Annotated in this window: 12 protein-coding genes, 2 rRNA genes and 2 pseudogenes; 7 read left to right on the top strand and 9 right to left on the bottom strand. The window is 71.2% G+C overall.

Translation table 11 applies throughout. The features are described from left to right. Positions 1-38: 38 nt before the first annotated feature. The gene (locus tag AB0C26_RS24465; protein WP_360251713.1) at positions 39-1334 is read left to right on the top strand and encodes a hypothetical protein; all 1296 of its coding nucleotides are present in this window, start codon (positions 39-41) and stop codon (positions 1332-1334) included. Between the two features lie 16 nt (positions 1335-1350). On the opposite strand, the gene AB0C26_RS24460 is transcribed toward AB0C26_RS24465, so the two are convergent. The 3 genes and pseudogenes from AB0C26_RS24460 to AB0C26_RS24450 form a co-directional block, all read right to left on the bottom strand. Next, positions 1351-2022, bottom strand: a complete 672-nt coding sequence (locus tag AB0C26_RS24460) for a lysophospholipid acyltransferase family protein (RefSeq protein WP_360251710.1) — start codon at positions 2020-2022, stop codon at positions 1351-1353. A gap of 157 nt (positions 2023-2179) precedes the next feature. After that, positions 2180-5299: an isoleucine--tRNA ligase gene (ileS, locus tag AB0C26_RS24455; protein WP_360251707.1), complete on the bottom strand. Its 3120-nt coding sequence runs from the start codon at positions 5297-5299 to the stop codon at positions 2180-2182. Positions 5300-5567: 268 nt separating this feature from the next. After that, positions 5568-7080 (bottom strand): annotated as a pseudogene (locus AB0C26_RS24450) (alkaline phosphatase D family protein). A 60-nt stretch (positions 7081-7140) separates the two neighbouring features. Between AB0C26_RS24450 and AB0C26_RS24445 the strand changes: the two are divergent. From AB0C26_RS24445 to AB0C26_RS24430, 4 genes are read left to right on the top strand one after another with little or no spacing between them, the layout of a single operon-like run. Further along, the gene (locus AB0C26_RS24445; protein ID WP_360251704.1) at positions 7141-8154 is read left to right on the top strand and encodes a helix-turn-helix domain-containing protein; all 1014 of its coding nucleotides are present in this window, start codon (positions 7141-7143) and stop codon (positions 8152-8154) included. A 29-nt stretch (positions 8155-8183) separates the two neighbouring features. Further along, positions 8184-9161 carry an ABC transporter ATP-binding protein gene (locus AB0C26_RS24440; RefSeq protein ID WP_360251701.1) on the top strand — a complete coding sequence of 326 codons (978 nt, stop codon included), beginning with the start codon at positions 8184-8186 and terminating at the stop codon, positions 9159-9161. Further along, a complete protein-coding gene (locus AB0C26_RS24435) occupies positions 9158-9928 on the top strand; it encodes an ABC transporter permease (protein WP_360251698.1) in 771 nt (256 codons plus the stop codon). Before AB0C26_RS24440 ends, AB0C26_RS24435 begins: the two co-directional genes overlap by 4 nt. Next, positions 9925-10710, top strand: a complete 786-nt coding sequence (locus tag AB0C26_RS24430; RefSeq protein ID WP_360251695.1) for an ABC transporter permease — start codon at positions 9925-9927, stop codon at positions 10708-10710. Before AB0C26_RS24435 ends, AB0C26_RS24430 begins: the two co-directional genes overlap by 4 nt. On the opposite strand, the gene ndk is transcribed toward AB0C26_RS24430, so the two are convergent. Next, entirely contained in the window at positions 10707-11123 is a 417-nt protein-coding gene (gene ndk / locus AB0C26_RS24425; RefSeq protein ID WP_360251692.1) for a nucleoside-diphosphate kinase, read from the bottom strand. The two genes, AB0C26_RS24430 and ndk, sit on opposite strands and share 4 nt — an antisense overlap. 2879 nt (positions 11124-14002) lie before the next feature. Between ndk and AB0C26_RS24420 the strand changes: the two are divergent. Next, positions 14003-14368: pseudogene (locus tag AB0C26_RS24420) on the top strand (VOC family protein); the annotation flags it as partial. An 18-nt stretch (positions 14369-14386) separates the two neighbouring features. Here the strand turns inward: AB0C26_RS24420 and AB0C26_RS24415 are convergent. From AB0C26_RS24415 to AB0C26_RS24405, 3 genes are read right to left on the bottom strand one after another with little or no spacing between them, the layout of a single operon-like run. Beyond that, complete coding sequence (locus AB0C26_RS24415) at positions 14387-14773, bottom strand: DUF4233 domain-containing protein (RefSeq protein ID WP_360251689.1); 387 nt, start codon at positions 14771-14773, stop codon at positions 14387-14389. Continuing rightward, complete coding sequence (locus AB0C26_RS24410; protein WP_360251686.1) at positions 14770-16095, bottom strand: folylpolyglutamate synthase/dihydrofolate synthase family protein; 1326 nt, start codon at positions 16093-16095, stop codon at positions 14770-14772. Before AB0C26_RS24410 ends, AB0C26_RS24415 begins: the two co-directional genes overlap by 4 nt. Beyond that, on the bottom strand, positions 16092-18722 hold the full coding sequence (locus AB0C26_RS24405) for a valine--tRNA ligase (RefSeq protein WP_360251683.1): 2631 nt from the start codon (positions 18720-18722) through the stop codon (positions 16092-16094). Before AB0C26_RS24405 ends, AB0C26_RS24410 begins: the two co-directional genes overlap by 4 nt. A 78-nt stretch (positions 18723-18800) precedes the next feature. Between AB0C26_RS24405 and AB0C26_RS24400 the strand changes: the two genes are divergently transcribed. Further along, complete coding sequence (locus AB0C26_RS24400; protein WP_360251680.1) at positions 18801-19523, top strand: hypothetical protein; 723 nt, start codon at positions 18801-18803, stop codon at positions 19521-19523. A 90-nt stretch (positions 19524-19613) separates the two neighbouring features. On the opposite strand, the gene rrf is transcribed toward AB0C26_RS24400, so the two are convergent. Both rrf and AB0C26_RS24390 read right to left on the bottom strand, forming a co-directional pair. Continuing rightward, a 5S ribosomal RNA gene (gene rrf, locus AB0C26_RS24395) occupies positions 19614-19730 on the bottom strand. Between the two features lie 105 nt (positions 19731-19835). Continuing rightward, positions 19836-19929: ribosomal RNA gene (locus AB0C26_RS24390) — 23S ribosomal RNA — on the bottom strand; the annotation flags it as partial.

Raw genomic sequence — 19929 nt, 5'->3', positions numbered from 1 at the left:
CGCCGGAGATCACCACCGGCAGCGAAGGAGATCGACGGATGGCCGACCAGCAGCCGGGCGACACCACGCCGGCAGCCGGGATGCCCGACCCGACCCGGCTCGAGGACGGCGCGGAACCCTCCACGGTGGACGCGCCGGCCCGCTGGAGCGGGGCCGCGGCCGTGGTACCGCCCGAGCCGAGGAAGCGGTGGTGGCAGCGCCCCACCGAGCCGGAGGACGACCGCCTGGCCACCCCGGCGGTCGACCCGTGGGCCGACTACGACACCCCGCTCGACCCGTTCCCGGCGGTTCCCGAGTCCCCCCTGCCGCCCACGCAGGTCGAGACCCCGTCTCCGACGAGGACCGAGCCGCCGGCAGCGCCACAGCCACCGACGTTCACCCACCGGCCACCGATCGCGGCCCAGCCGGCCCCGCCCGCCCCAGCCGCAGCCAGCCCAGTCCCAGCCAGCCCAGTCCCGGCCAGCCCAGTCCCGCCCAGTCCGGTCCCGGCCAGCCCAGTCCCAGCCGGCCCGGCTGCAGGGCCGTACCCGGCGGCCGGGTCGCGCCCGGTGACGGGGCCGCCGCTGCCGCCCAAGCCCGCCAAGCAGCGCCGGCGGGACCGCAAAGCGGCCAAGCGCCAGGCCGCGCCACCCACCCTTCCCACCGGCAGGCCCCAGGCCGGAGCGCCGGGCAGGCCCCAGGCCGGAGCGCCGAGCAGGCCCCAGGCCGGAGCGCCGAGCAGGCCCCCGGCCGGGGGTCCCGGCGGGCCGCCGGGCCGAGGGCCGTTGCCCGCTCCCCCGCCCTGGGCGCCGCGCCAACCGGCCCGGCCGCTGCCTCCGCCACCTCGGCGGAAGCGGCGGTGGGGACGCCGGCTGGCGCTGTTCAGCCTGCTCAGCGTCGCCTGCTGCTGCGGGGCGCCGTTCGCGGCCTACCGGCTCTCGTCGGCCCAGTACCCGGTCACCGCCGTGCTGCCGGAGTCCTTCGCGGACCTTCAGCTGCGCGACACCCAGGACACCGGGGCCGACAGCTTCGCCGGCGAGTACAAGGACGACCGCGGCAAGCGGGTCACCGTCTTCGGCACGACCGGTTTCCGCCTCAACCCGGGCGACGACGTCGGCGCCCACCTCGAACAGGTCGCCGACGAGTACAAGCTCTCCGACGTTCGCGAGTTCGACCTCGGCGAGTTCGGCGCGCACGAGAGCTGCGGCGTCGGCCGTGACGACGGCGCCACCGTCGTGGTCTGCGCCTGGGCCGATCACGGCAGCCTGGCCACCGTGCTGCTCACCCGCCGCTCGGTCCAGGACAGCGCCGATCTCGTGGCGCGCCTGAGAGAAGCGGTGCTCACTCGCGGCTGAAGATGCCGGCTGAGGGTCAGTCCTTTTTCGGCGCGTAGCGCGGCACGTACTCCTGGCCGGTCAGCTTCTGGATCTCGGCCATCACCTCGTCGGTGAGTTCGCGCAGCGTGGTGCGGTCGTCGGAGCGGCCGGTGGGGTCGATCGGCTTGCCGAATTTCAGGGTGACCGCGCCGCCGCGCAGGCTCGGTGTCGGGTACGGCTGGCCGATCGGCTGGATCTTGTCGGTGCCGAGGCAGCCGACCGGGATGATCGGCACCTGGGCGCCGATCGCCAGCCGGGCCACGCCCGTACGCCCCCGGTAGAGCTTGCCGTCGGGTGACCGGGTGCCCTCCGGGTAGACCACCACCTGGTCACCGGCCTTGAGCACCGGGATGGCGCCGTCGAAGGCGGCCAGCGCGGCCCGCCCGCCGGCCCGCTCGACCCGCACCGCGCCCAGCCCGTTCAGCAGGTTGCGGGTGAACCAGCCGCTGAGGCCCGTACCGTCGAAGTAGTCGGACTTGGCCCAGAAGCACAGGTGCCGCGGCACTACCGCGCCGAGGAACAGCTCGTCGGCCACCGACAGGTGGTTGCTCGCGAAGATGACGCCGCCCGTTTTCGGGACGTGCTCGAGTCCCTCGACACGCGGTCGCCAGCCGTACTTGAGCGCATTGCCGACGGTGAATTTGCCGATCGTATAGAGCAGCGGCAACGGGGGTTCCTCCGGAACGGGGTGGTGCGAAAACAGTGGGGGGCGGCTGTGAGGGTAGCGGACGTCACCAGGGAAGTCCCTGTCGATCTTGCCGACGGACCCGGACATTCACCGTAGAAGGTGGGAAATGTCCGGGTCCGGTTGCTAGTTTCACAGCTTAGTGCTCTCGGGACACCTCGACCGTCACCTGTTCGCCGTCACCGACCTCACCTGCGAAACCACCCGAAGCGACCGGGCCGAAGCTCAGGCCGGTGGCCAGGGTCTCGCCCGCCACGAAGTCCCGGTGCGCCTCGACCGCCTCCCGCACCGGCGCCGAGGCCGAGACCACGAGCGTGATGCGGTCGGAGACCTCGAAGCCGGCGTCCCGGCGGGCCTGCTGCACGACCCGGATCACGTCCCGGGCCAGCCCCTCGGCCGCGAGCGCGGGGGTCACCGCCGTATCGAGCACGACGACACCCGCGCCCGCCGGCAGCGGTGCCGAGTTCTCGACGTCGGAGGCGACCTGCTTGAGCTCGTACTCGCCCTCCTGGAGGGTTACCCCGGCGGCGACCGGCGCGCCGTCGACCAGCTCCCAGTCGCCGGCCTTGACCGCCTTGATCACCTGTTGGACCTGCTTGCCGAGGCGCGGCCCCAGGGCCCGGGGCACGACGGTCAAGACCTTTTGGCTGTACGCGGTCACGTCGCCGGTGAAGACGACCTCCTTCACGTTCACCTCGTCGGCGAGCAGGTCGGCGAAGCCGGACAGGGCCGGCGCCTGCGGGGTCGCGACCGTGAGCCGGGCCAGCGGCAGCCGGACCCGCAGAGCGCGGGCCTTGCGCAGCGACAGCGCGGCCGAGGCCACGTCGCGGATCGCGTCCATCGAGGCGACGAGGTCGTGGTCGGCCGGCAGGCCCGCCGCCGACGGCCAGTCGGTCAGGTGCACCGAGCGGCCGCCCGTGAGCCCGCGCCAGATCTCCTCGGCGGTCAGCGGGGCCAGCGGGGCCACCACCCGGCATACGGTCTCGAGGACGGTGGCCAGGGTGTCGAACGCGTCCCGGTCACCCTGCCAGAAGCGGTCCCGCGAACGGCGTACGTACCAGTTGGTCAGCGCGTCGAGGTACGACCGGACCGACGCCGCCGCGCCTGAGATGTCGTACTCGTCCATCTGCCGCTGCACGTCGGTGACCAGCTCGCCGGTCTTGGCCAGGATGTAGCGGTCCAGCAGGTGGGTGGAGTCGGTCCGGAACGAGGCCTCGTGGCCCGACGCGTTCGCGTAGAGGCTGAAGAAGTACCAGACGTTCCAGAGCGGCAGCAGCACCTGGCGGACGGAGTCGCGGATGGCCACCTCGGTGACGGCCATGTCGCCACCCCGGAGCACCGGCGACGACATGAGCATCCAGCGCATGGCGTCCGACCCGTACGAGTCGAAGACCCGGTAGACGTCCGGGTAGTTCCGCAGCGACTTGGACATCTTGCGCCCGTCCTCGCCGAGCAGGATGCCGTGGCTGAGGCAGTTGCGGAACGCGGGCCGGTCGAACAGGGCCGTGGCCAGCACGTGCATGGTGTAGAACCAGCCGCGGGTCTGGCCGATGTACTCGACGATGAAGTCGCCCGGGTAGTGGTGCTCGAACCAGTCCTTGTTCTCGAACGGGTAGTGCACCTGGGCGAACGGCATCGACCCGGACTCGAACCAGCAGTCGAGCACCTCGGGCACGCGGCGCATGACCGACTTGCCGGTCGGGTCGTCCGGGTTCGGGCGGGTCAGCTCGTCGACGTACGGCCGATGGAGGTCGGTGACCTTGACCCCGAAGTCCCTCTCCAGCTCTTCGTAGGAGCCGTAGACGTCGACGCGCGGGTACTGCGGGTCGTCCGACTTCCAGGCCGGGATGGGCGAGCCCCAGAACCGGTTGCGGGAGATCGACCAGTCGCGGGCGTTGGCCAGCCACTTGCCGAACGAGCCGTCCTTGATGTGCGCCGGCGTCCAGGTGATCTCCTGGTTGAGCTCGACCATGCGGTCGCGGAACTTGGTGACCGCGACGAACCAGGACGACACCGCCTTGTAGACCAGCGGGGTGTCGCACCGCCAGCAGTGCGGGTACGAGTGGGTGTAGCCCTCGTGCCGCAGAACGACGCCCCGCTCTTTCAGGAGAGCGATGATCGGCTTGTTGGCCTCGAAGACCTGCACGCCCTGCCAGTCCGGCACGAGCGAGGTGAACCGGGTGTGGTCGTCGACGGTCACGACGGTCGGGATGCCGGCCGCGTTGCAGACGTTCTGGTCGTCCTCACCGAAGGCCGGCGCCTGGTGGACGACGCCCGTGCCGTCCTCGTCGGTGACGTAGTCGGCCGCGAGCACCTGGAACGCGTTCGGCCCACCGGCCTCCACGAGGAAGTCGAACAGCGGCGTGTACCGCCGCCCGGCCAGCTCGCTGCCCAGGACGGTGCCGACCTGCTCCCAGCCCTCCAGCTCCTTGGCGTACGCGGCCACGCGCGACCCGCCGAGGATGAGCTTCTCGCCGTCCTTCTCGAGCACGGCGTATTCGATCGTGGGCCCGACGGCGAGGGCCAGGTTCGACGGCAGCGTCCACGGGGTGGTGGTCCACACCGCGATCTTCTCGCCGGTCTCGAGGCGGAACGTCACGGTCAGCGCCGGGTCGGTGCGGTCGCGGTAGACGTCGTCCATGCGGGTCTCGGTGTTGGACAGCGGGGTCTCACACCGGAAGCAGTACGCCAGGACGCGGAAACCCTCGTACACCAGGCCCTTGTCGTGCAGGGTCTTGAACGCCCACATGACCGACTCCATGTAGGCCGGGTCGAGCGTCTTGTAGTCGTTCTCGAAGTCCACCCACCGGGCCTGCCGGGTGACGTAGCGCTCCCAGTCCTTGGTGTAGGCCAGCACCGACGTACGGCAGGCCTCGTTGAACTTGTCGATGCCGAGCTCGACGATCTGCGCCTTGGTGGTGATGCCGAGCTGCTTCTCGGCCTCGACCTCGGCCGGCAGCCCGTGGGTGTCCCAGCCGAACCGTCGCTCGACGTGCTTGCCGCGCATGGCCTGATACCGGGGCACCAGGTCCTTCACGTAACCGGTGAACAGGTGCCCGTAGTGCGGCAGGCCGTTGGCGAACGGCGGCCCGTCGTAGAACACGTACTCGTTGGCGCCGTTCTCGCCGGCCGGCCGCTGGTCGACGGAGGCCTCGAAGGTCTTGTCGGCCTCCCAGTGCGACAGGACCGCGCGCTCGACCGCGGGCAGATCCGGGCTCGCCGGGACGCCCACGGCGTCGGTGTGCTGGGGATAGGCCATCGGTGGTCCTCCAACAGTCGTGATCAGACTGCGAGGACGAGCGATTCACGCCCGCGGTACCACCTCGCTTGACGGATCATGACGACCCGCCCGCTCATTCGTGCCCGGTTCTAATGAGGCCCTGGGGCCCGTTCTTCCGGAGGCTCCCCGGTGATGGCCGGATCGTCGCCTGTGTGCGAGACAACGATACCGGCCATCACCGGGCGCCCACTACCGCATTACCCCGTCCAACCACCCCGCCGCCGCCCTTGAAACGACTAAAGGCCGTCTACAGGGTGGTGGACCAAAGCGACTTCCCGTCCCGATCCCTGAGGTGGACCGTGAAGGCCCCGGTCCGCGCGTCGATCTCCACCTCGCCGAAGTGCTGGAACCCGGAGGCCGGCGACGTGTTGGCCACCGGCGGCGCGTTGACGAAGACGGCCTTGGGCCCGAAGGTGCCGTCGAGGGCGTTCGGCCCGAACGCGCCCGCGTGGGCCGGGCCGGAGACGAACTCCCAGAACGGCGTGAAGTCCTGGACCGCCGCCCGGGCCGGGTCGTAGTGGTGGGCCGCGGTGTAGTGCACGTCGGCGGTCAGGAAGACGATGCCGGTCACCCGGTGCCGGTGGGCGTCCCGCAGCACCTGCGCGAACTCGAGCTCGCGCCCCAGTGGCGCGCCCGGGTCGCCCTGGGCGACACCCTCCTGAGCAGCGGCGCCGTCCGGCACGACCAGGCCGAGCGGCAGGTCGTTGGCGATGACCTTCCAGGTCGCCCGCGACTCGCGCAGGCCGCGGATCAGCCACTCGCGCTGCTTCGGGCCGAGCAGGCCACGCTTCGGGTCCGCGTACGTGTTGCCGTCGTTGACGTCCTTGTACGTCCGCATGTCGAGCACGAAGATGTCGAGCAGCGGCCCGTACGAGATCTTGCGATAGACCGGTCCCTCGCCCAACGGCGTCGGAACCCATTCGTGGTACGCCTGGTGGGCGCGCCCGGCCAGCACGTCCACCCGCTTCTCGGTGTACCGGGCGTCGTCCAGGATCTCCCCCGGATACCAGTTGTTGGTGACCTCGTGGTCGTCCCACTGGTTGAGCTGCGGCACCTCGGCCGCGAACGCCCGGTAGGCCGGGTCGAGCAGGTTGTACGCGTACTGGCCGCGGTACTCGTCCAGGGTCTCGGCGACCTTGAGCTTCTGCTCGGTCACCACGTTGCGCCAGACCCGGCCGTCGGGCAGCGTCACCGACTCGGCCAGCGGCCCGTCGGCGTACACCGTGTCCCCGCTGTGCAGGAAGAAGTCCGGCCGGCGGCGCCGCATCGATGCGAAGATCTTCAGTCCGCCGTACGCCGGGTCGATGCCCCACCCCTGCCCGACCACATCACCGGTCCACGAAGCGGATGTTCTCCCGGCGCACCGGCGCGGTCGTGAACGAGCCGGTCAGCGGAGCGCTGAACAACCCTGGCCGGTCCAGGCTCTCGGCCCGCACCCGGTAGTGCAGCCGGCTCCCGGCCGGCAGGTGGCCCAGCTTCAGCTTGCCGGTCAGGCCGGTGGCCGGGGTGAGGACCGGGCCCCGGACCACCCGGGAGCCGCGGAAGTCGGGACGGCGGCTGACCTGGACCCAGAGCCGCCCGGGCCGGTCGGCGCGGCTCCAGACGACTGCCGAATCGGCGGTGGCGTCGCCACTCTGCACACCGTGGGTGAGGACCGGGCGGGTGCCGGCCGAGGAGAACGCGGGCGCTTCGAACAGAACCCCGGCCACACCACCGGCGACGCCGGCGCGCAGGAGATTCCGTCGGGACAGACTCGTCATGACTACGATGCCTATCGATCGGACATGACCCGTGGGTGGCCGTCTCCTAAAATCGGGGGCGTGATCCGCATCGAGATCGATGAACCGACCCTGGCGCGGACCCGGATCGCGATCAGCCCGCTGACCGAGGCCGTGGTCAGCCTCTACCTGCTCGAGCGCCACCCGTCGGCCCCGTGGCCGTACGACGGCTGGGCCCGGCGGGCGCGGGAGGTCCTGCGGACCGACCCGGCCACCCTCCCGGCCACGCTGCACATGCGGCTGCCATCGGTGTCGCCCGACTTCCTGGCGCCGCTGCCCACGTCGCCGCTGCCGACGATCGAGGAGCAGCTCGACGAGCTCCGGAACACCCCGGACGACGTGATCGACTTCCAGCTGGCCAAGCACTTCCCGGACGGGGATCTGCCCAATCTGATGCGGCCGTTCCGCGACGACCGGCGGGCCGCGCTGGCCCGGCTGGCCGACGGCATGCAGGCCTACTGGGACGCGGCGATCGCGCCGTACTGGCCGGCCATGCGGGCCGCGCTCGACGAGGAAGTGCTGCTGCGGGCCCGGGCGCTGGCCGCCGACGGGCCGGACGCGCTGCTCTCCCGGCTGCACGAGCGGATCCGCTGGGAACGGCCGGTGCTCAGCCTGATCAAGCCGCTCGACCAGCAGATGGAGGCGGTCAACCAGCGGCTGCTGCTGGTTCCGCTGATCTTCTCGCGGGGCGCGCTGCTCTGCTCGGGCGACCACCCCGAAATCGTCATGGTCACCTACCAGTCGCGCGGCGCCGCGGTCCTCGCCGACGGCCCGCCCCAGCCCGTCGATCGCCCGGACGACCGGCTGGCCGTGCTGCTCGGCCGGGGCCGGGCCTCGATCCTGCGCGCGCTGACCGTCCCGGCCACCACGACCGGCCTGGCCACCGCGCTGGGCCTGGCCCCGAGCACGGTCTCCGAACACCTCTCCGGCCTGCAGGCGGCCGGGGTCGTGCACCGGCGCCGCGCCGGCCGCCGGGTGCTCTACGGACTTGAACCGGCTGGAGTGGCGCTGGTCAATCTCCTCGGGGATTCGGCCCGGACCGAATTCGTTTCCTGAGAGGCCCCGGCTTCCCTACGGTCGGGGCCATGGGGAGCGACTACGCCATCGAGGCGGATGACTTACGCCGGACCTACCGGGCGCGTACGGGCTGGCTCAAGCCGCAGCGCACGGAGCTCGAGGCGGTCCGCGGGGTGACCTTCACGGTCGGCCGCGGCGAGCTGTTCGGCCTGCTCGGGCCGAACGGCGCCGGCAAGACCACCACCATCAAGATGCTCAACACCCTGCTCATCCCGACCTCGGGCACGGCCCGGGTGGGCGGGTTCGACGTGGTCACGCAGACCAAACAGGTACGCCGGCGCATCGGTTACGTCTTCGGCGGCGACCGTGGTCTCTACGACCGGCTGTCCGCCCTGGACAACCTGCGGTACTTCGCCGAGCTGTACGGGGTGGAGCCGCGCGAGCAGAAGCGCCGCATCGCCGAACTGCTCGACCTGGTCGGCCTGGCCGGGCGGGAACGCGAGCGGGTGGAGGGCTACTCGCGCGGCATGCGCCAGCGGCTGCACATCGCCCGTGGCCTGCTGCACTCCCCCGACGTGCTCTTCCTGGACGAGCCGTCGATCGGCGTCGACCCGGTGGCCGCGCGGGAGCTGCGCCGCACGGTCGGCGACCTGGCCGCGACGGGCACGACTGTGCTGCTGACCACCCACTACATGGCCGAGGCGGACGAGCTCTGCGACCGGATCGCGGTCATCTCGGACGGGCGGATCCAGGCCCTGGGCACCCCGGCCGAGCTACGGAAGCACGCGGACGGTTTCCGGGTGGTGGAGGTCGAGGCGTACGGGGTGCCGGAGGCCGCCGTCGACTCCCTGCGCGGCCTGCCCGGCGTACGGGAAACCGCGGTTGAAGTGAAAGGCTCCTTGCAGTTGCTGACCGTGCACTCGGACGCCCACGTGGACGTCCAGGGCGACGTGCTGCGCGAGCTGGCCGGCATCCGTCTCGGCCGCGTGAACAGCCGCGAGCCCACCCTCGAGGACGCGTACGTGGCGATCGTGAGCGCGGCATGAGGACACTACGACTGCTGGCGGTCGGGACGCTGCTGCACGCCAAGCAGATCAGCCGGTCGCCCTTCGAAGTGGCCATCGCCCTGGTCGTGCCGGTCGTCCAGGCCACGCTCGCGGTCTACCTGTTCCGGTCCGGCGGCGAACAGCATCGTCTGCTCGAGGCCGCGGTCGGCGCCGGCGTGATGGGCGTCTGGTCCTCGGTCCTGTTCGGCTCCGGTGGCGCCATCCAGAACCAGCGCTGGCAGGGCACCCTGGAAATGATCATGATGACGCCGCGCCGGCCGGCCCTGGTGATCCTGCCGATCACCATCGCCACCGGCCTCACCGGGACCTACGCTCTGCTGGCCACTCTCGCTTGGGGCCGATTGCTGTACGGGATCCGACTCGACTTCGCCCATCCGGTCGCCTTCGTGGTGGCCGCTGTGGTGTGCGTGATCGGGCTCGGCATGTTCGGCCTGCTGCTGGCCGCGACGTTCGTGCTCATGCGCAACGCCAACGCGCTCGCGAACACGCTCGAATACCCGATCTGGCTGGTCTCCGGCATGCTCGTGCCGATCACCGTGCTGCCGGCCTGGACCGTCCCGGTGGCGGCGATCCTGCCGACCACGTGGGGTGCCCGGGCGCTGCGCGAGGCCACCGGCGGCGGGCCGGTGTGGCCGTCGGTCGCGCTCTGCCTCGGCATCAGCCTGATCTGCGCGCTGGCCGGGTTCTTCGTGATGGGACACGTCGAACGCCGCGCTCGTGCGGCCGCAACCCTGGCGCTGGCATGAAGACGATCAGACTGATGGCCGTGGGCGGGACGATCGCGTACCGCGCCCTGTTCAACTGGACCACGCCGGGGATGTTCGTCGGCACGCTGCTGGTCGGGCCACTGTTCCAGCTGCTCTTCTTCGCCTACCTGGGCCGGCAGCTGCAGGTGGCCGACGACCGGTTCTACATCGTCGGCAACGCGGTGCTGACGGCGTCGCTGGCCTGCGTCTTCGGGGGCACGATGGCGGTGGCGAACGAGCGGCGCTACGGCACGCTCGGGCACGTGCTGCTCTCGCCGCGCAGCCGGACACTCATCTTCTGGGGGCGGGTTCTTCCGTACGCGGGAAACGGTCTTCTCATCGCCGTGGTGACCCTGACGGTGGGAGCGCTGCTGCTCGGGCTGCGGATTCCCCTGTCCGCGCTGCCGGGGCTGCTGCTGGCCATGGCGGTGGGGTCGCTGGCCTGCGGATTCTTCGGGCTCACGCTGGGCGCGCTGGGCCTGCGGTTCCGCGACGTGTGGGTGATCTCGAACGTCGCGGTGGCGCTGTTGCTGCTGCTCACCGGCGTGAACGTGCCCGCCGCGGACCTGCCCGGCTGGATGGTGACGGTCGGTCAGTGGCTGCCGATCACCCACGCGGCCGACGCGGCCCGCACGCTGGCGGCCGGGGAAGGACTCACGGCGGCCGCGCCCGCGCTGGGCCGGGAACTGCTGGTCGGCGCCGTCTACGCGGCCGCGGCCGTCATCCTGCTGAAGATCTTCGAGACCGAGTCGCGTCGCCGCGCCAGCCTCGACACGCTCTAGCGGCTGGGGAACCAGAGGTCGATCTCGCGCTTCGCGCTCTCCGGCGAGTCGGAGGCGTGCACCAGGTTCTCCCGGTTGGACAGGGAGAAGTCACCACGGATCGTGCCGGCGGCCGCCTTGCGGCCGTCGGTCGCGCCGATCATGGACCGGACCACCTCGATGACCTCGTCGCCGCTGAGGATCAGCGCGGCCAGCGGGCCCGAGGTCATGAACTCCTTGAGCGGCGGGTAGAACGCCTTCTCCACGTGGTCGGCGTAGTGCTGGTCGGCCAGCGCCGCGTCCATGGTGCGCAGCTCCAGCGCCTCGACGGTCAGGCCCTTGCGCTCGAACCGGGAGAGCACCTCGCCGAGCAGTCCGCGACGCACGGCGTCAGGCTTGATGAGCACGAGCGAACGCTCGGTGTTGCTGGACACGGTGTTTCTCCTTTTGGCGACACGCGGGAGGTTCAGCCTATCGGTACCGGGAATCCGGCGAGAGCAGACGCCGGACCTGCCGTACTTTCGCTCCGGTAGCGCCGGGCAATAACCTGACGGTAACGAGCGGGAGGTCCACATTGGCAAACCAGACCGGCCGTCCGATCGCACCGGCACGGAAGCTGGTGGCGGCGGTAGCGGGCACGATCGCGGTCTTCGTGGTGGCGCTGGGACTCGGCATGCCGAGCATGGGCGTGGTCATATTCGGCGTCGTCCTGCTGGTGCTGGCAATCGCGCTCGGCTCCGTCAACGTGGTGCGCCGCGGCGCCCGCGCCTGGGTCACCGGCACGGCCGAGGTCCGCTCGATCACCCCGCCGCCCACGTCGGCCGCGGCGTACGGCCGGGCCCGCATCCTGGCGGTCGTGGTCGCCCCCGGCCTGCCCACCTCCGAGGTGGAGATCAACGAGTCGAAGATCCCGGTCGTCAAGTGGCCGGCGCCGGGCGACACCCTGCCGGTCACGGTCGACGTCGACGACATGCGCCGTGTCCGCATCAACTGGAACGAGGCGGTACCGGGCGCCCGCGGTGAGGACCCACCCCCGCCGGCCATGCCCGACTACGACGACTTCGAGGCCCAGGACGACGACGCGGCCCTGCTGGACGACTTCGAGCCCCCGCCGTGGAAGACCCGCGACCGCCAGTGGGGCCGGGGCCCCGACGAGCCGCCGCCCCCGCCACCCCCGTCGGCCTCACCGCCCCCACCGGCCTTGGACGACACCCAGGTGGTCGTCCGCGACACCCCCGCCGGCCCGGTCGTCGAGGGCGAGTTCGTCGACCACGACGACACCCCGCCCACCCTGCCCCGCCGAGCCCAGAAAGCCGAGCCGGACACCCCCACGGTGGCCGCGACAGCCGGCGCCGCCGCCGCGGGAGCCGCCGCCGGCGCGGCCTCGACACCGGGAACCCGCCGCCCCAGCCCACACCCCCACCGCAGCGCCACGGCCACGGTCGACCCCGCGGAAGCACCCACCCGCAGCACCCCGAGCCAGCGCGAGCCACACCCCGACGACGAGATCCCCACGGACATCCCGCTCGACGAGCCGGCCGCACAGCCCCACCGCCCGGAACCGGTAGCCACGTCGACCCCGGCCACGCCCGCGCCAGTGAGCTCCTTCCCGACCGCGCCCCCGCCGTCGACACCGCCCCCCACGGCGCCACCCCCGTCGACCCCGCCCCCCGCTTTCATCGATGACGAGATCGACCTCCCCCTGGACAGCAACCCCGAGCCGGCCCCGGAAACGACCCCACGGGCCGCCTCCGCCCTCCAGGACGACTTGATCGCCCCACCGGCCGAGACGATCCCCGACGACCCCGCCCCCTCCGAGCCCGCCCCCGCTCCGTTCCACTCCTCAACCCGCTTCGTCTCCAACGCGGCCCACGACGCCACCTCTGTTTCCCCCGCCGGTACCGCACCCTCCTCCTCCGGGGCCTCGCCCGCCGACGCCACCTCGCGCCCCGCAGCTGAGACCCCGCCCTCCCCGGGCAGGTCGCCTTCCGGCACCGCCGAGGCCCCGGCCCACGCGGACACGGCGCCTTCCGCCGCCAGCGACACGACCTCTTCCCTTGGGGCAGGCGATCGCACCCCGCCGGACGAGGACGTCGCCGCGGTCCCATGGAGGCAGGAACCGGCGCAGTCCCCGAAGCCGGACGCCGCTCACGTCGCCGCGGTCCCGGTGACCGACGCCGCCCAGCCTTCGGAGGCCCCTCCCCAGTCCGGACCGAAACCCGGCTTCCTGGCCACCGCCGTCAGCGCCGTGGCCGCAGCCGCCGTGGCCGCCGTGAAGAAGACCGGCAAACACGACCAGGACCGCGCCGCCCGCCCCGAAGACGAGCCTCCCGCCGCTGCGCCCTCGGCAGACGAGCCTTCCGCCGCTGCGCCCTCGGCAGACGAGCCTTCCGCCGCTGCGCCCTCGGCAGACGAGCCTTCCGCCGCCGAGCCGCGCACCGTCAGGCCGTCGCCAGCCGCCGCGCCGCCCGAGTCACCCGCCGCCTACCGGTCCACCACCGCTCAGTCCGCCATAGAGTCCGGACCCGCCACCACGCCCACCGCCGCAGGGGCCGCGTCCGCCGCAGAATCCACGCCCACCACCGCGAGGTCCGCCGCTGAGGATGGGCCGGCCACCACGCCCACCGCCGCACGGGCCGGGCACGCCACCGCGACGTCCGCCGCAGAGGCTGGGCGCCCCACCGCGACGTCCGCCGCAGGGGCCGGGCCGGCCACTGCGGCTGCGGCCGTGGGTTCGGTCGGCGTTTCTCCGCAGCCGGCTGCTCGTCCGCCGGCGCCCGCGGCGGCGGCCGCCGGCGAGATGCCGGTCGCCGAGACGAGCCCGTGGTCGCGGCCTCGGCCTTCGAGTGGCGCCGCTGTTCCCGTGCCAGCCGCCGCGGAGCAGCCCGCCGCGCGCACCCAGGCCCCGGACAGCGCAGAGGCGGAGGGCAACCCGGCACCCCACCAGCACGCCTCGGGTGTCGCCGCCGTTCCGGTGTCGGCCGCGGCCGAGCAGTCCCCCGCCCCCACTTCGGCCCCGGCACCCCACTTCGCCGACACCGACGAGCAGGCTCCCGCCCGCACTCAAGCTGCGGCCGGTGAGGGCGTTGGGGAGACGGCGCCGCGGCCCCATGCGCCTAGTCCGGCGGCTGCGGCTCTGGCCGAGGCGGCTGCTGCGGCGGCGGCCGGGTCGGTGGGTGGCGTGGCGGCCGGCTCGGTGGGTGGGGCGGGCCGGAGTCCGTGGGCCGGGCTTGGCGGTACCCGCGAGCCTGATGAGGGTGCGGCCGATGTCATCACGGCCTATCCGAGTGCTCGGCCGGGGCCCGCCGGAGCCATTCACGGGGTGGGGATCACCGTGCTGGTCACCGATCTGGTGCGGTCGATCGGGTTCTACCGGGACACGCTCGGGTTCTACGAGATCGACCATGGCGAGGGCAGCGCCGTGCTCGCCTCCGGGGACACCCGGCTGGTGCTGCGGGCCGTGCATGGGCTGGCGGCTGAGGCCGGGCGGCTCATCTACCTCAATCTTGAGGTCGGCGATGTGGAGGCCGTCTACGAGGAGTTGCGGGCCAAGGGTGTCGAGTTCGTGCACGCCCCCCGGCCGGTCAACCGGGGGGACCGGCTCGAGCTCTGGTCGGCTTCCTTCCGGGATCCGGACGACCACAACATCGCCATCACCCAGTGGCGGGCCATCCGCTGACGGCCCTGACCGGCCCGGTCAGAGCAGACCGGGCCGGCCCAGGATCGTGCGGCGGACGCTCAGGGCGTACAACCAGGCCGCGCCGAAGATCAGGCCGAGGACCGCCAGCGAGTAGTGGAAGAACCCGCTGGCCAGGAGCAGGACCTGCAGGACGAGGCCGGCCGGCCAGGCCCACGAGCGTTTCATCATCCCGGACAGCGCGATGGCCAGCACGGCCAGGCCGATCACCGAGGCGATGCCCCAGCCGCTCAGATCGCCGCCCATGATGCGGATCGGCTGGATCGCCAGCAACAGGATGATGGCTTCCATGACGAGCGTGCCGGCGCCCATACCCCGTACGGCCGCCTGAGGGTTTTTGAGCCCCGACCGTGGGGTCTGCTCGGGCGACGGCGAAGGGGACGTCATCGCTTCAGCAGCTTCCGGGCGTCCGCGACGGTGACCACCGAGCCTGTCACCAGCACCCCGACGCCGCTCAGCTCGCCCGACGTGTCCTCCTCGGCCAGCACCACGGCCTCCTCGATCGCGTCCGGCATGTTCTGCGCCACGGTGACCCTGTCCTCGCCGAAGATGTCCGACGCGATCTGCGCCAGCTCGTCGACCGGCATCGAGCGCGGCGAGCTGTTCTGCGTCACCACGATCCGCGCCGCCACCGGCTCGATCAGGTCGAGCAGGCCGGAGACATCCTTGTCGGCGAAGACCGCGACCACCGCGACCAGGTGCCGGAAGGCGAACTCCTCCTCCAGCGCGGTCACCGTCGCCGCCATGCCGTGCGGGTTGTGGGCGCCGTCGAGCAGGATCGCCGGCGCGCTGCGCACCCGCTCCAGCCGGCCCGGCGAGTCGACCGAGGCGAAACCCTCACGGACGAGCTCGACCTCGAGCTGCTTGCCCTTGCCGGCGCCGAGGAACGCCTCGACGGCGGCCAGCGCCAGCGCCGCGTTCTGCGCCTGGTGGGCGCCGAACAGGGGCAGGAAGATCTCGTCGTACACCCCGCCCAGCCCTTGCAGGGTGAGCAGTTGACCGCCGACCGCCTGGGTGCGCTCGACCACGCCGAACTCGCGCCCCTCGCGGGCCAGGGTCGCGCCCATCTCGGCCGTGCGCTCGAGGATGGGCCGCATGGCCTCCTCGGTCTGCAACGCCGTGATCACGGTCGCGCCCTTGTGGATGATGCCGGCCTTGGCCCAGGCGATGTCCTCGATGGTGTCGCCCAGCCACTCGGTGTGGTCGAGCCCGATCGGGGTCAGCACGCAGATGCCGGCGTCGATGACGTTGGTCGCGTCCTCCTCGCCGCCGAGCCCCACTTCGACGACCGCGATGTCGACCGGCGCGTCCGCGAACGCGGCGTAGGCCATGGCGGTGGTGATGTCGAAGTAGGTCAGCGGCTCCGCGTTCCGCGCGTCGATGAGATCGGACAAAGGGCTGATTTCGTCGTACGTCGCGGCCAGGCGCTCCTCGGAGATCGGCTCCCCGTCGAGGCTGATCCGCTCGCGGACCGTCTCCAGGTGCGGGCTCGTGTACCGGCCGGTGTGCAGGCCGTGCGCCCGCAGCACCGCGTCGATCATGCGGGCCGTGCTGGTCTTGCCGTTGGTGCCGGTCAGGTGGATCGCCGGGTAGGCGCGCTGGGGGCTGCCCAGCACGTCCATCAGGTCCCGGATCTTCTGCATGTCGAACGCCATGCGGGTGAAGCCGCGCCCGTTCAGCGCGGCCTCGACCTCTTCGTAGGTGCTCATGCTGTAGGCAACGCTGAGAGGGCGGCCGCAATTCGCGTGAGGTCGGCCTCAGCCGTGCTCAAGCGGTCTTTGATCTTCGCGACGACCTGCTCCGGCGCCTTGCCGACGAACGACTCGTTGCCGAGCTTGGCCCGGCACTGCGCCGCCTCCTTCTCGGCGGCCGCGCGGTCCTTCTCGAGCCGGGCCCGCTCGGCCGCCACGTCGATCGCGCCCCGGGTGTCCAGGTCGACCGTGATCGCGCCGGACACCGCGAGCGTCGCCGTCGCCGTGAAGTCGGCCGCCGGCCGGTCGAGCCGGGCCAGCGAGCGGATCAGCGCCTCGTGCGTGTCGATGCCGGCGTTGCCCAGGCCGGTGAGGGCCGCGCTGACCCGCTGGCTCGGCTTGAGCCCCTGGTCGGAACGGAACCGCCGGACCTCGGTGACCACCTTCTGCAGGGCGGCCAGCTCCTCCTCGGCGGCGTCGTCGATCAGCGCCCGATCGGCCACCGGCCACGCGGCCCGGGTGACCGTCTCACCGCCGGTGAGCGCGGTCCACAGCTCCTCGGTGACGAACGGGATGACCGGGTGCAGCAGGCGCAGCAGCTGGTCGAGCACGTGACCGAGCACCCGCTTGGTCGTCTCGCCGCCCTCGGCGAGGACCGGCTTCGAAAGCTCCAGGTACCAGTCGCAGACGTCGTCCCACGCGAAGTGGTACAGGGTGTCGCAGATCTTCGCGTACTCGTACGCCTCGAAGTACTGGTCGACCTCGCCGATCACATGCTGCAGACGCGACAGGATCCACTTGTCGATGGCCGACAGCTCGGACGGCGCCGGCAGCGGCCCCTCGACCGTGGCCCCGTTCATCAGCGCGAAGCGGGTCGCGTTCCACAGCTTGTTGCAGAAGTTGCGGGAGCCCTGGCACCACTCCTCGCTGATCGGCACGTCGGAGCCGGGGTTGGCGCCGCGGGCCAGCGTGAAACGGGTGGCGTCGGCGCCGTACCGCTCGATCCAGTCGAGGGGGTCGACCACGTTGCCGAACGACTTCGACATCTTCTTGCCGTGACCGTCGCGAACCATGCCGTGCAGGTTCACCACGTCGAACGGCTGCTTGCCGTCCATCGCGTACAGGCCGAACATCATCATCCGGGCGACCCAGAAGAAGAGGATGTCGTAGCCGGTGACCAGGACGCTGGTCGGGTAGAACTTCTCGAGCTCGGCCGTCTGCTCGGGCCAGCCCATGGTCGAGAACGGCCACAGCGCCGACGAGAACCACGTGTCGAGCACGTCCTCGTCCTGCTTCCAGCCTTCGCCGGTGGGCGCCTCGTCGTCGGGGCCGACACAGACGACCTCGCCGTCCGGCCCGTACCAGACCGGGATGCGGTGACCCCACCACAGCTGGCGCGAGATGCACCAGTCGTGCATGTTGTCGACCCAGGCGAAGTACCGCTTGGACAGCTCGGCCGGCTCGATGGTGACCCGGCCGTCGCGCACGGCGTCGCCGGCCGCCTTGGCCAGCGGGCCGGTGTTGACGAACCACTGCAGCGACAGCCGCGGCTCGACGGTGGTCTTGCAGCGCGAGCAGTGGCCGACCGAGTGGATGTAGGGCCGCTTCTCGGCGACGATCCGGCCCTCTTCGCGCAGCGCGGCGACGATGGCGGGCCGGGCCTCGTAACGGTCGAGCCCCTCGAACGGGCCGTGCACGGTGACGACCGCGCGCTCGTCCATCATGGTGATGCTGGGCAGGTTGTGCCGCTGGCCGATCTCGAAGTCGTTCGGGTCGTGGGCCGGCGTCACCTTGACCGCGCCGGTGCCGAACGCGGGGTCGACGTGCTCGTCGGCCACGATCGGGATACGCCGGCCGGTGAGCGGCAGCTCGACCTCGGTGCCGATCAGGTGCTTGTAGCGCTCGTCGTCGGGGTGCACGGCCACAGCGGTGTCACCGAGCATGGTCTCGGCCCGGGTGGTGGCGACGACGATCGCGTTCTCGCCCTCGCCGTACCGGATCGAGACGAGCTCGCCCTCGTCGTCGGTGTGCTCGACCTCGATGTCACTGAGCGCGGTGAGGCAGCGCGGACACCAGTTGATGATCCGGTTGGCCCGGTAGATCAGCCCGTCCTCGTACAGCCGCTTGAAGATGGTCTGCACGGCCCGCGACAGGCCCTCGTCCATGGTGAACCGCTCACGCGACCAGTCGACGGAGTCGCCGAGCCGGCGCATCTGGCCGAGGATCGCCCCGCCGGACTTCGCCTTCCACTCCCAGACCTTCTCCACGAACTTCTCGCGGCCCAGGTCGTGCCGCGACAGCTGCTGCGAGGCGAGCTGCCGCTCGACGACGTTCTGCGTGGCGATGCCGGCGTGGTCCATGCCGGGCAGCCACAGAACCTCGTACCCCCGCATGCGCTTGAGGCGGGCGAGCGTGTCCTGGATGGTGTGGTCGAGCGCGTGCCCGACATGCAGGGAGCCGGTCACGTTGGGCGGCGGGATGACGATGGAGAACGGCGGCTTGTCGCTCTTGGGGTCCGCGGTGAAGTAGCCCTCCGATACCCACTTCTCGTACCGCCGCTGCTCTACCTCGCCCGGCTGGTACTGGGCTGAGAGGCCACCAGTGGGCCGGCTGTCGGGGGTGCGGGTCTCGGTCGCATCGGTCACCCGACAAGTCTACGGATGTCGCAGGACAACGCCGAATTCGCACCACCCACTGATGACCGGGATTGCTACGCTCGCCGAATGTCCGAATCCGGCCCCGCCGAATCCCCCTCGATCGACATCGGCACCGTCGACCCCGCCTCTCCTCCGGCTTCTTCTCCCGCCACCTCTTCTTCCGCCTCTTCGGCCGCTTCCGCCGCTTCCGCCACTTCCGCCACTTCCGCCGCTTCCGCCGCTTCGGAGCCGCGCCGCCGTTTCACGGTGCGCCGCATCGCCCTCGGGGCGGTGCTTGCTGTGGGCCTGGCGGGTGCGGTTGCTTTCGGCCGTACGGGTTGGCAGATCTACACGGAGAAGGACGCCACCCTCTCCGCGCCGGCCCAGATCGGCGACCTTCGCCTGGACGAGAGCCCTTCCGGCAAGGAGACGGCCGAGTACCTGTCGACAGCGCTTTCGGCCGACGTGGAGCTCGACAAGTCGGTGGGTGCGGTCTACCAGGACACCGCAAGGAAGAATGTGCTGTTCCTGGGCGGCACCGGCCTGTTCTGGACCCCGTCGAACGACTTGGAGACGGCGTTCGGCTTGATCTCCGACGCCGAGGGTGCCGTGACCGGCCTGCACGACGTCGACGCCGGCCCGCTGGGCGGCACCATGAGGTGCGGTTCCACCAAGACCGACGACGGTGATCTGACTGTCTGCGGCTGGGCCGACCACGGCAGCCTGGCCATGGCGATGTTCCCCAGCCGTACGGAATCGGAAGCGGCCACGCTTTTCCGCGAGATCCGCTCGACCGTTCAGAAGCGCTGAATCGCCGGCCCTTATCCGGGCCGGCCTTTATTTGACCCCAGAAATGACAGTAGGCCCACCCCGAAGGGTGGGCCTACTGTTTCACGTTGAGTCCGGCGGCGTCCTACTCTCCCACACCCTCCCGAGTGCAGTACCATCGGCGCTGGAGGGCTTAGCTTCCGGGTTCGGAATGAGACCGGGCGTTTCCCCTCCGCTATGACCACCGAAACAACCATCAGCGGAACAAACCAGCAACCCCACACACACGTGTTTGGGGGTGGTTGTTCGTTTGCTGTGAATCACACAGTGGACGCGTTGAGCAAAAAGTTTAAGGTGGTTAAGCCCTCGGCCTATTAGTACCGGTCGACTGAACCAGTTACCTGGCTTACATCTCCGGCCTATCAACCCAATAGTCTTTTGGGAGCCT

It is taken from the genome of Actinoplanes sp. NPDC048796 (assembly GCF_040650035.1).
Taxonomy (GTDB): domain Bacteria; phylum Actinomycetota; class Actinomycetes; order Mycobacteriales; family Micromonosporaceae; genus Actinoplanes.
The sequence above is the reverse complement of the archived record's forward strand: the minus strand, read 5'-3'. Positions and strand labels throughout refer to the sequence as shown.

Bases quoted from the DNA above. Each gene is read 5' to 3' on its own strand.
- AB0C26_RS24400 (WP_360251680.1), top strand. From the start codon at position 18,801: ATGTCCGAATCCGGCCCCGCCGAATCCCCCTCGATCGACATCGGCACC.
- AB0C26_RS24410 (WP_360251686.1), bottom strand. From the start codon at position 16,095: ATGAGCACCTACGAAGAGGTCGAGGCCGCGCTGAACGGGCGCGGCTTC.
- ileS (WP_360251707.1), bottom strand. From the start codon at position 5,299: ATGGCCTATCCCCAGCACACCGACGCCGTGGGCGTCCCGGCGAGCCCG.
- AB0C26_RS24440 (WP_360251701.1), top strand. From the start codon at position 8,184: ATGGGGAGCGACTACGCCATCGAGGCGGATGACTTACGCCGGACCTAC.
- AB0C26_RS24465 (WP_360251713.1), top strand. From the start codon at position 39: ATGGCCGACCAGCAGCCGGGCGACACCACGCCGGCAGCCGGGATGCCC.
- AB0C26_RS24415 (WP_360251689.1), bottom strand. From the start codon at position 14,773: ATGACGTCCCCTTCGCCGTCGCCCGAGCAGACCCCACGGTCGGGGCTC.
- AB0C26_RS24435 (WP_360251698.1), top strand. From the start codon at position 9,158: ATGAGGACACTACGACTGCTGGCGGTCGGGACGCTGCTGCACGCCAAG.
- AB0C26_RS24430 (WP_360251695.1), top strand. From the start codon at position 9,925: ATGAAGACGATCAGACTGATGGCCGTGGGCGGGACGATCGCGTACCGC.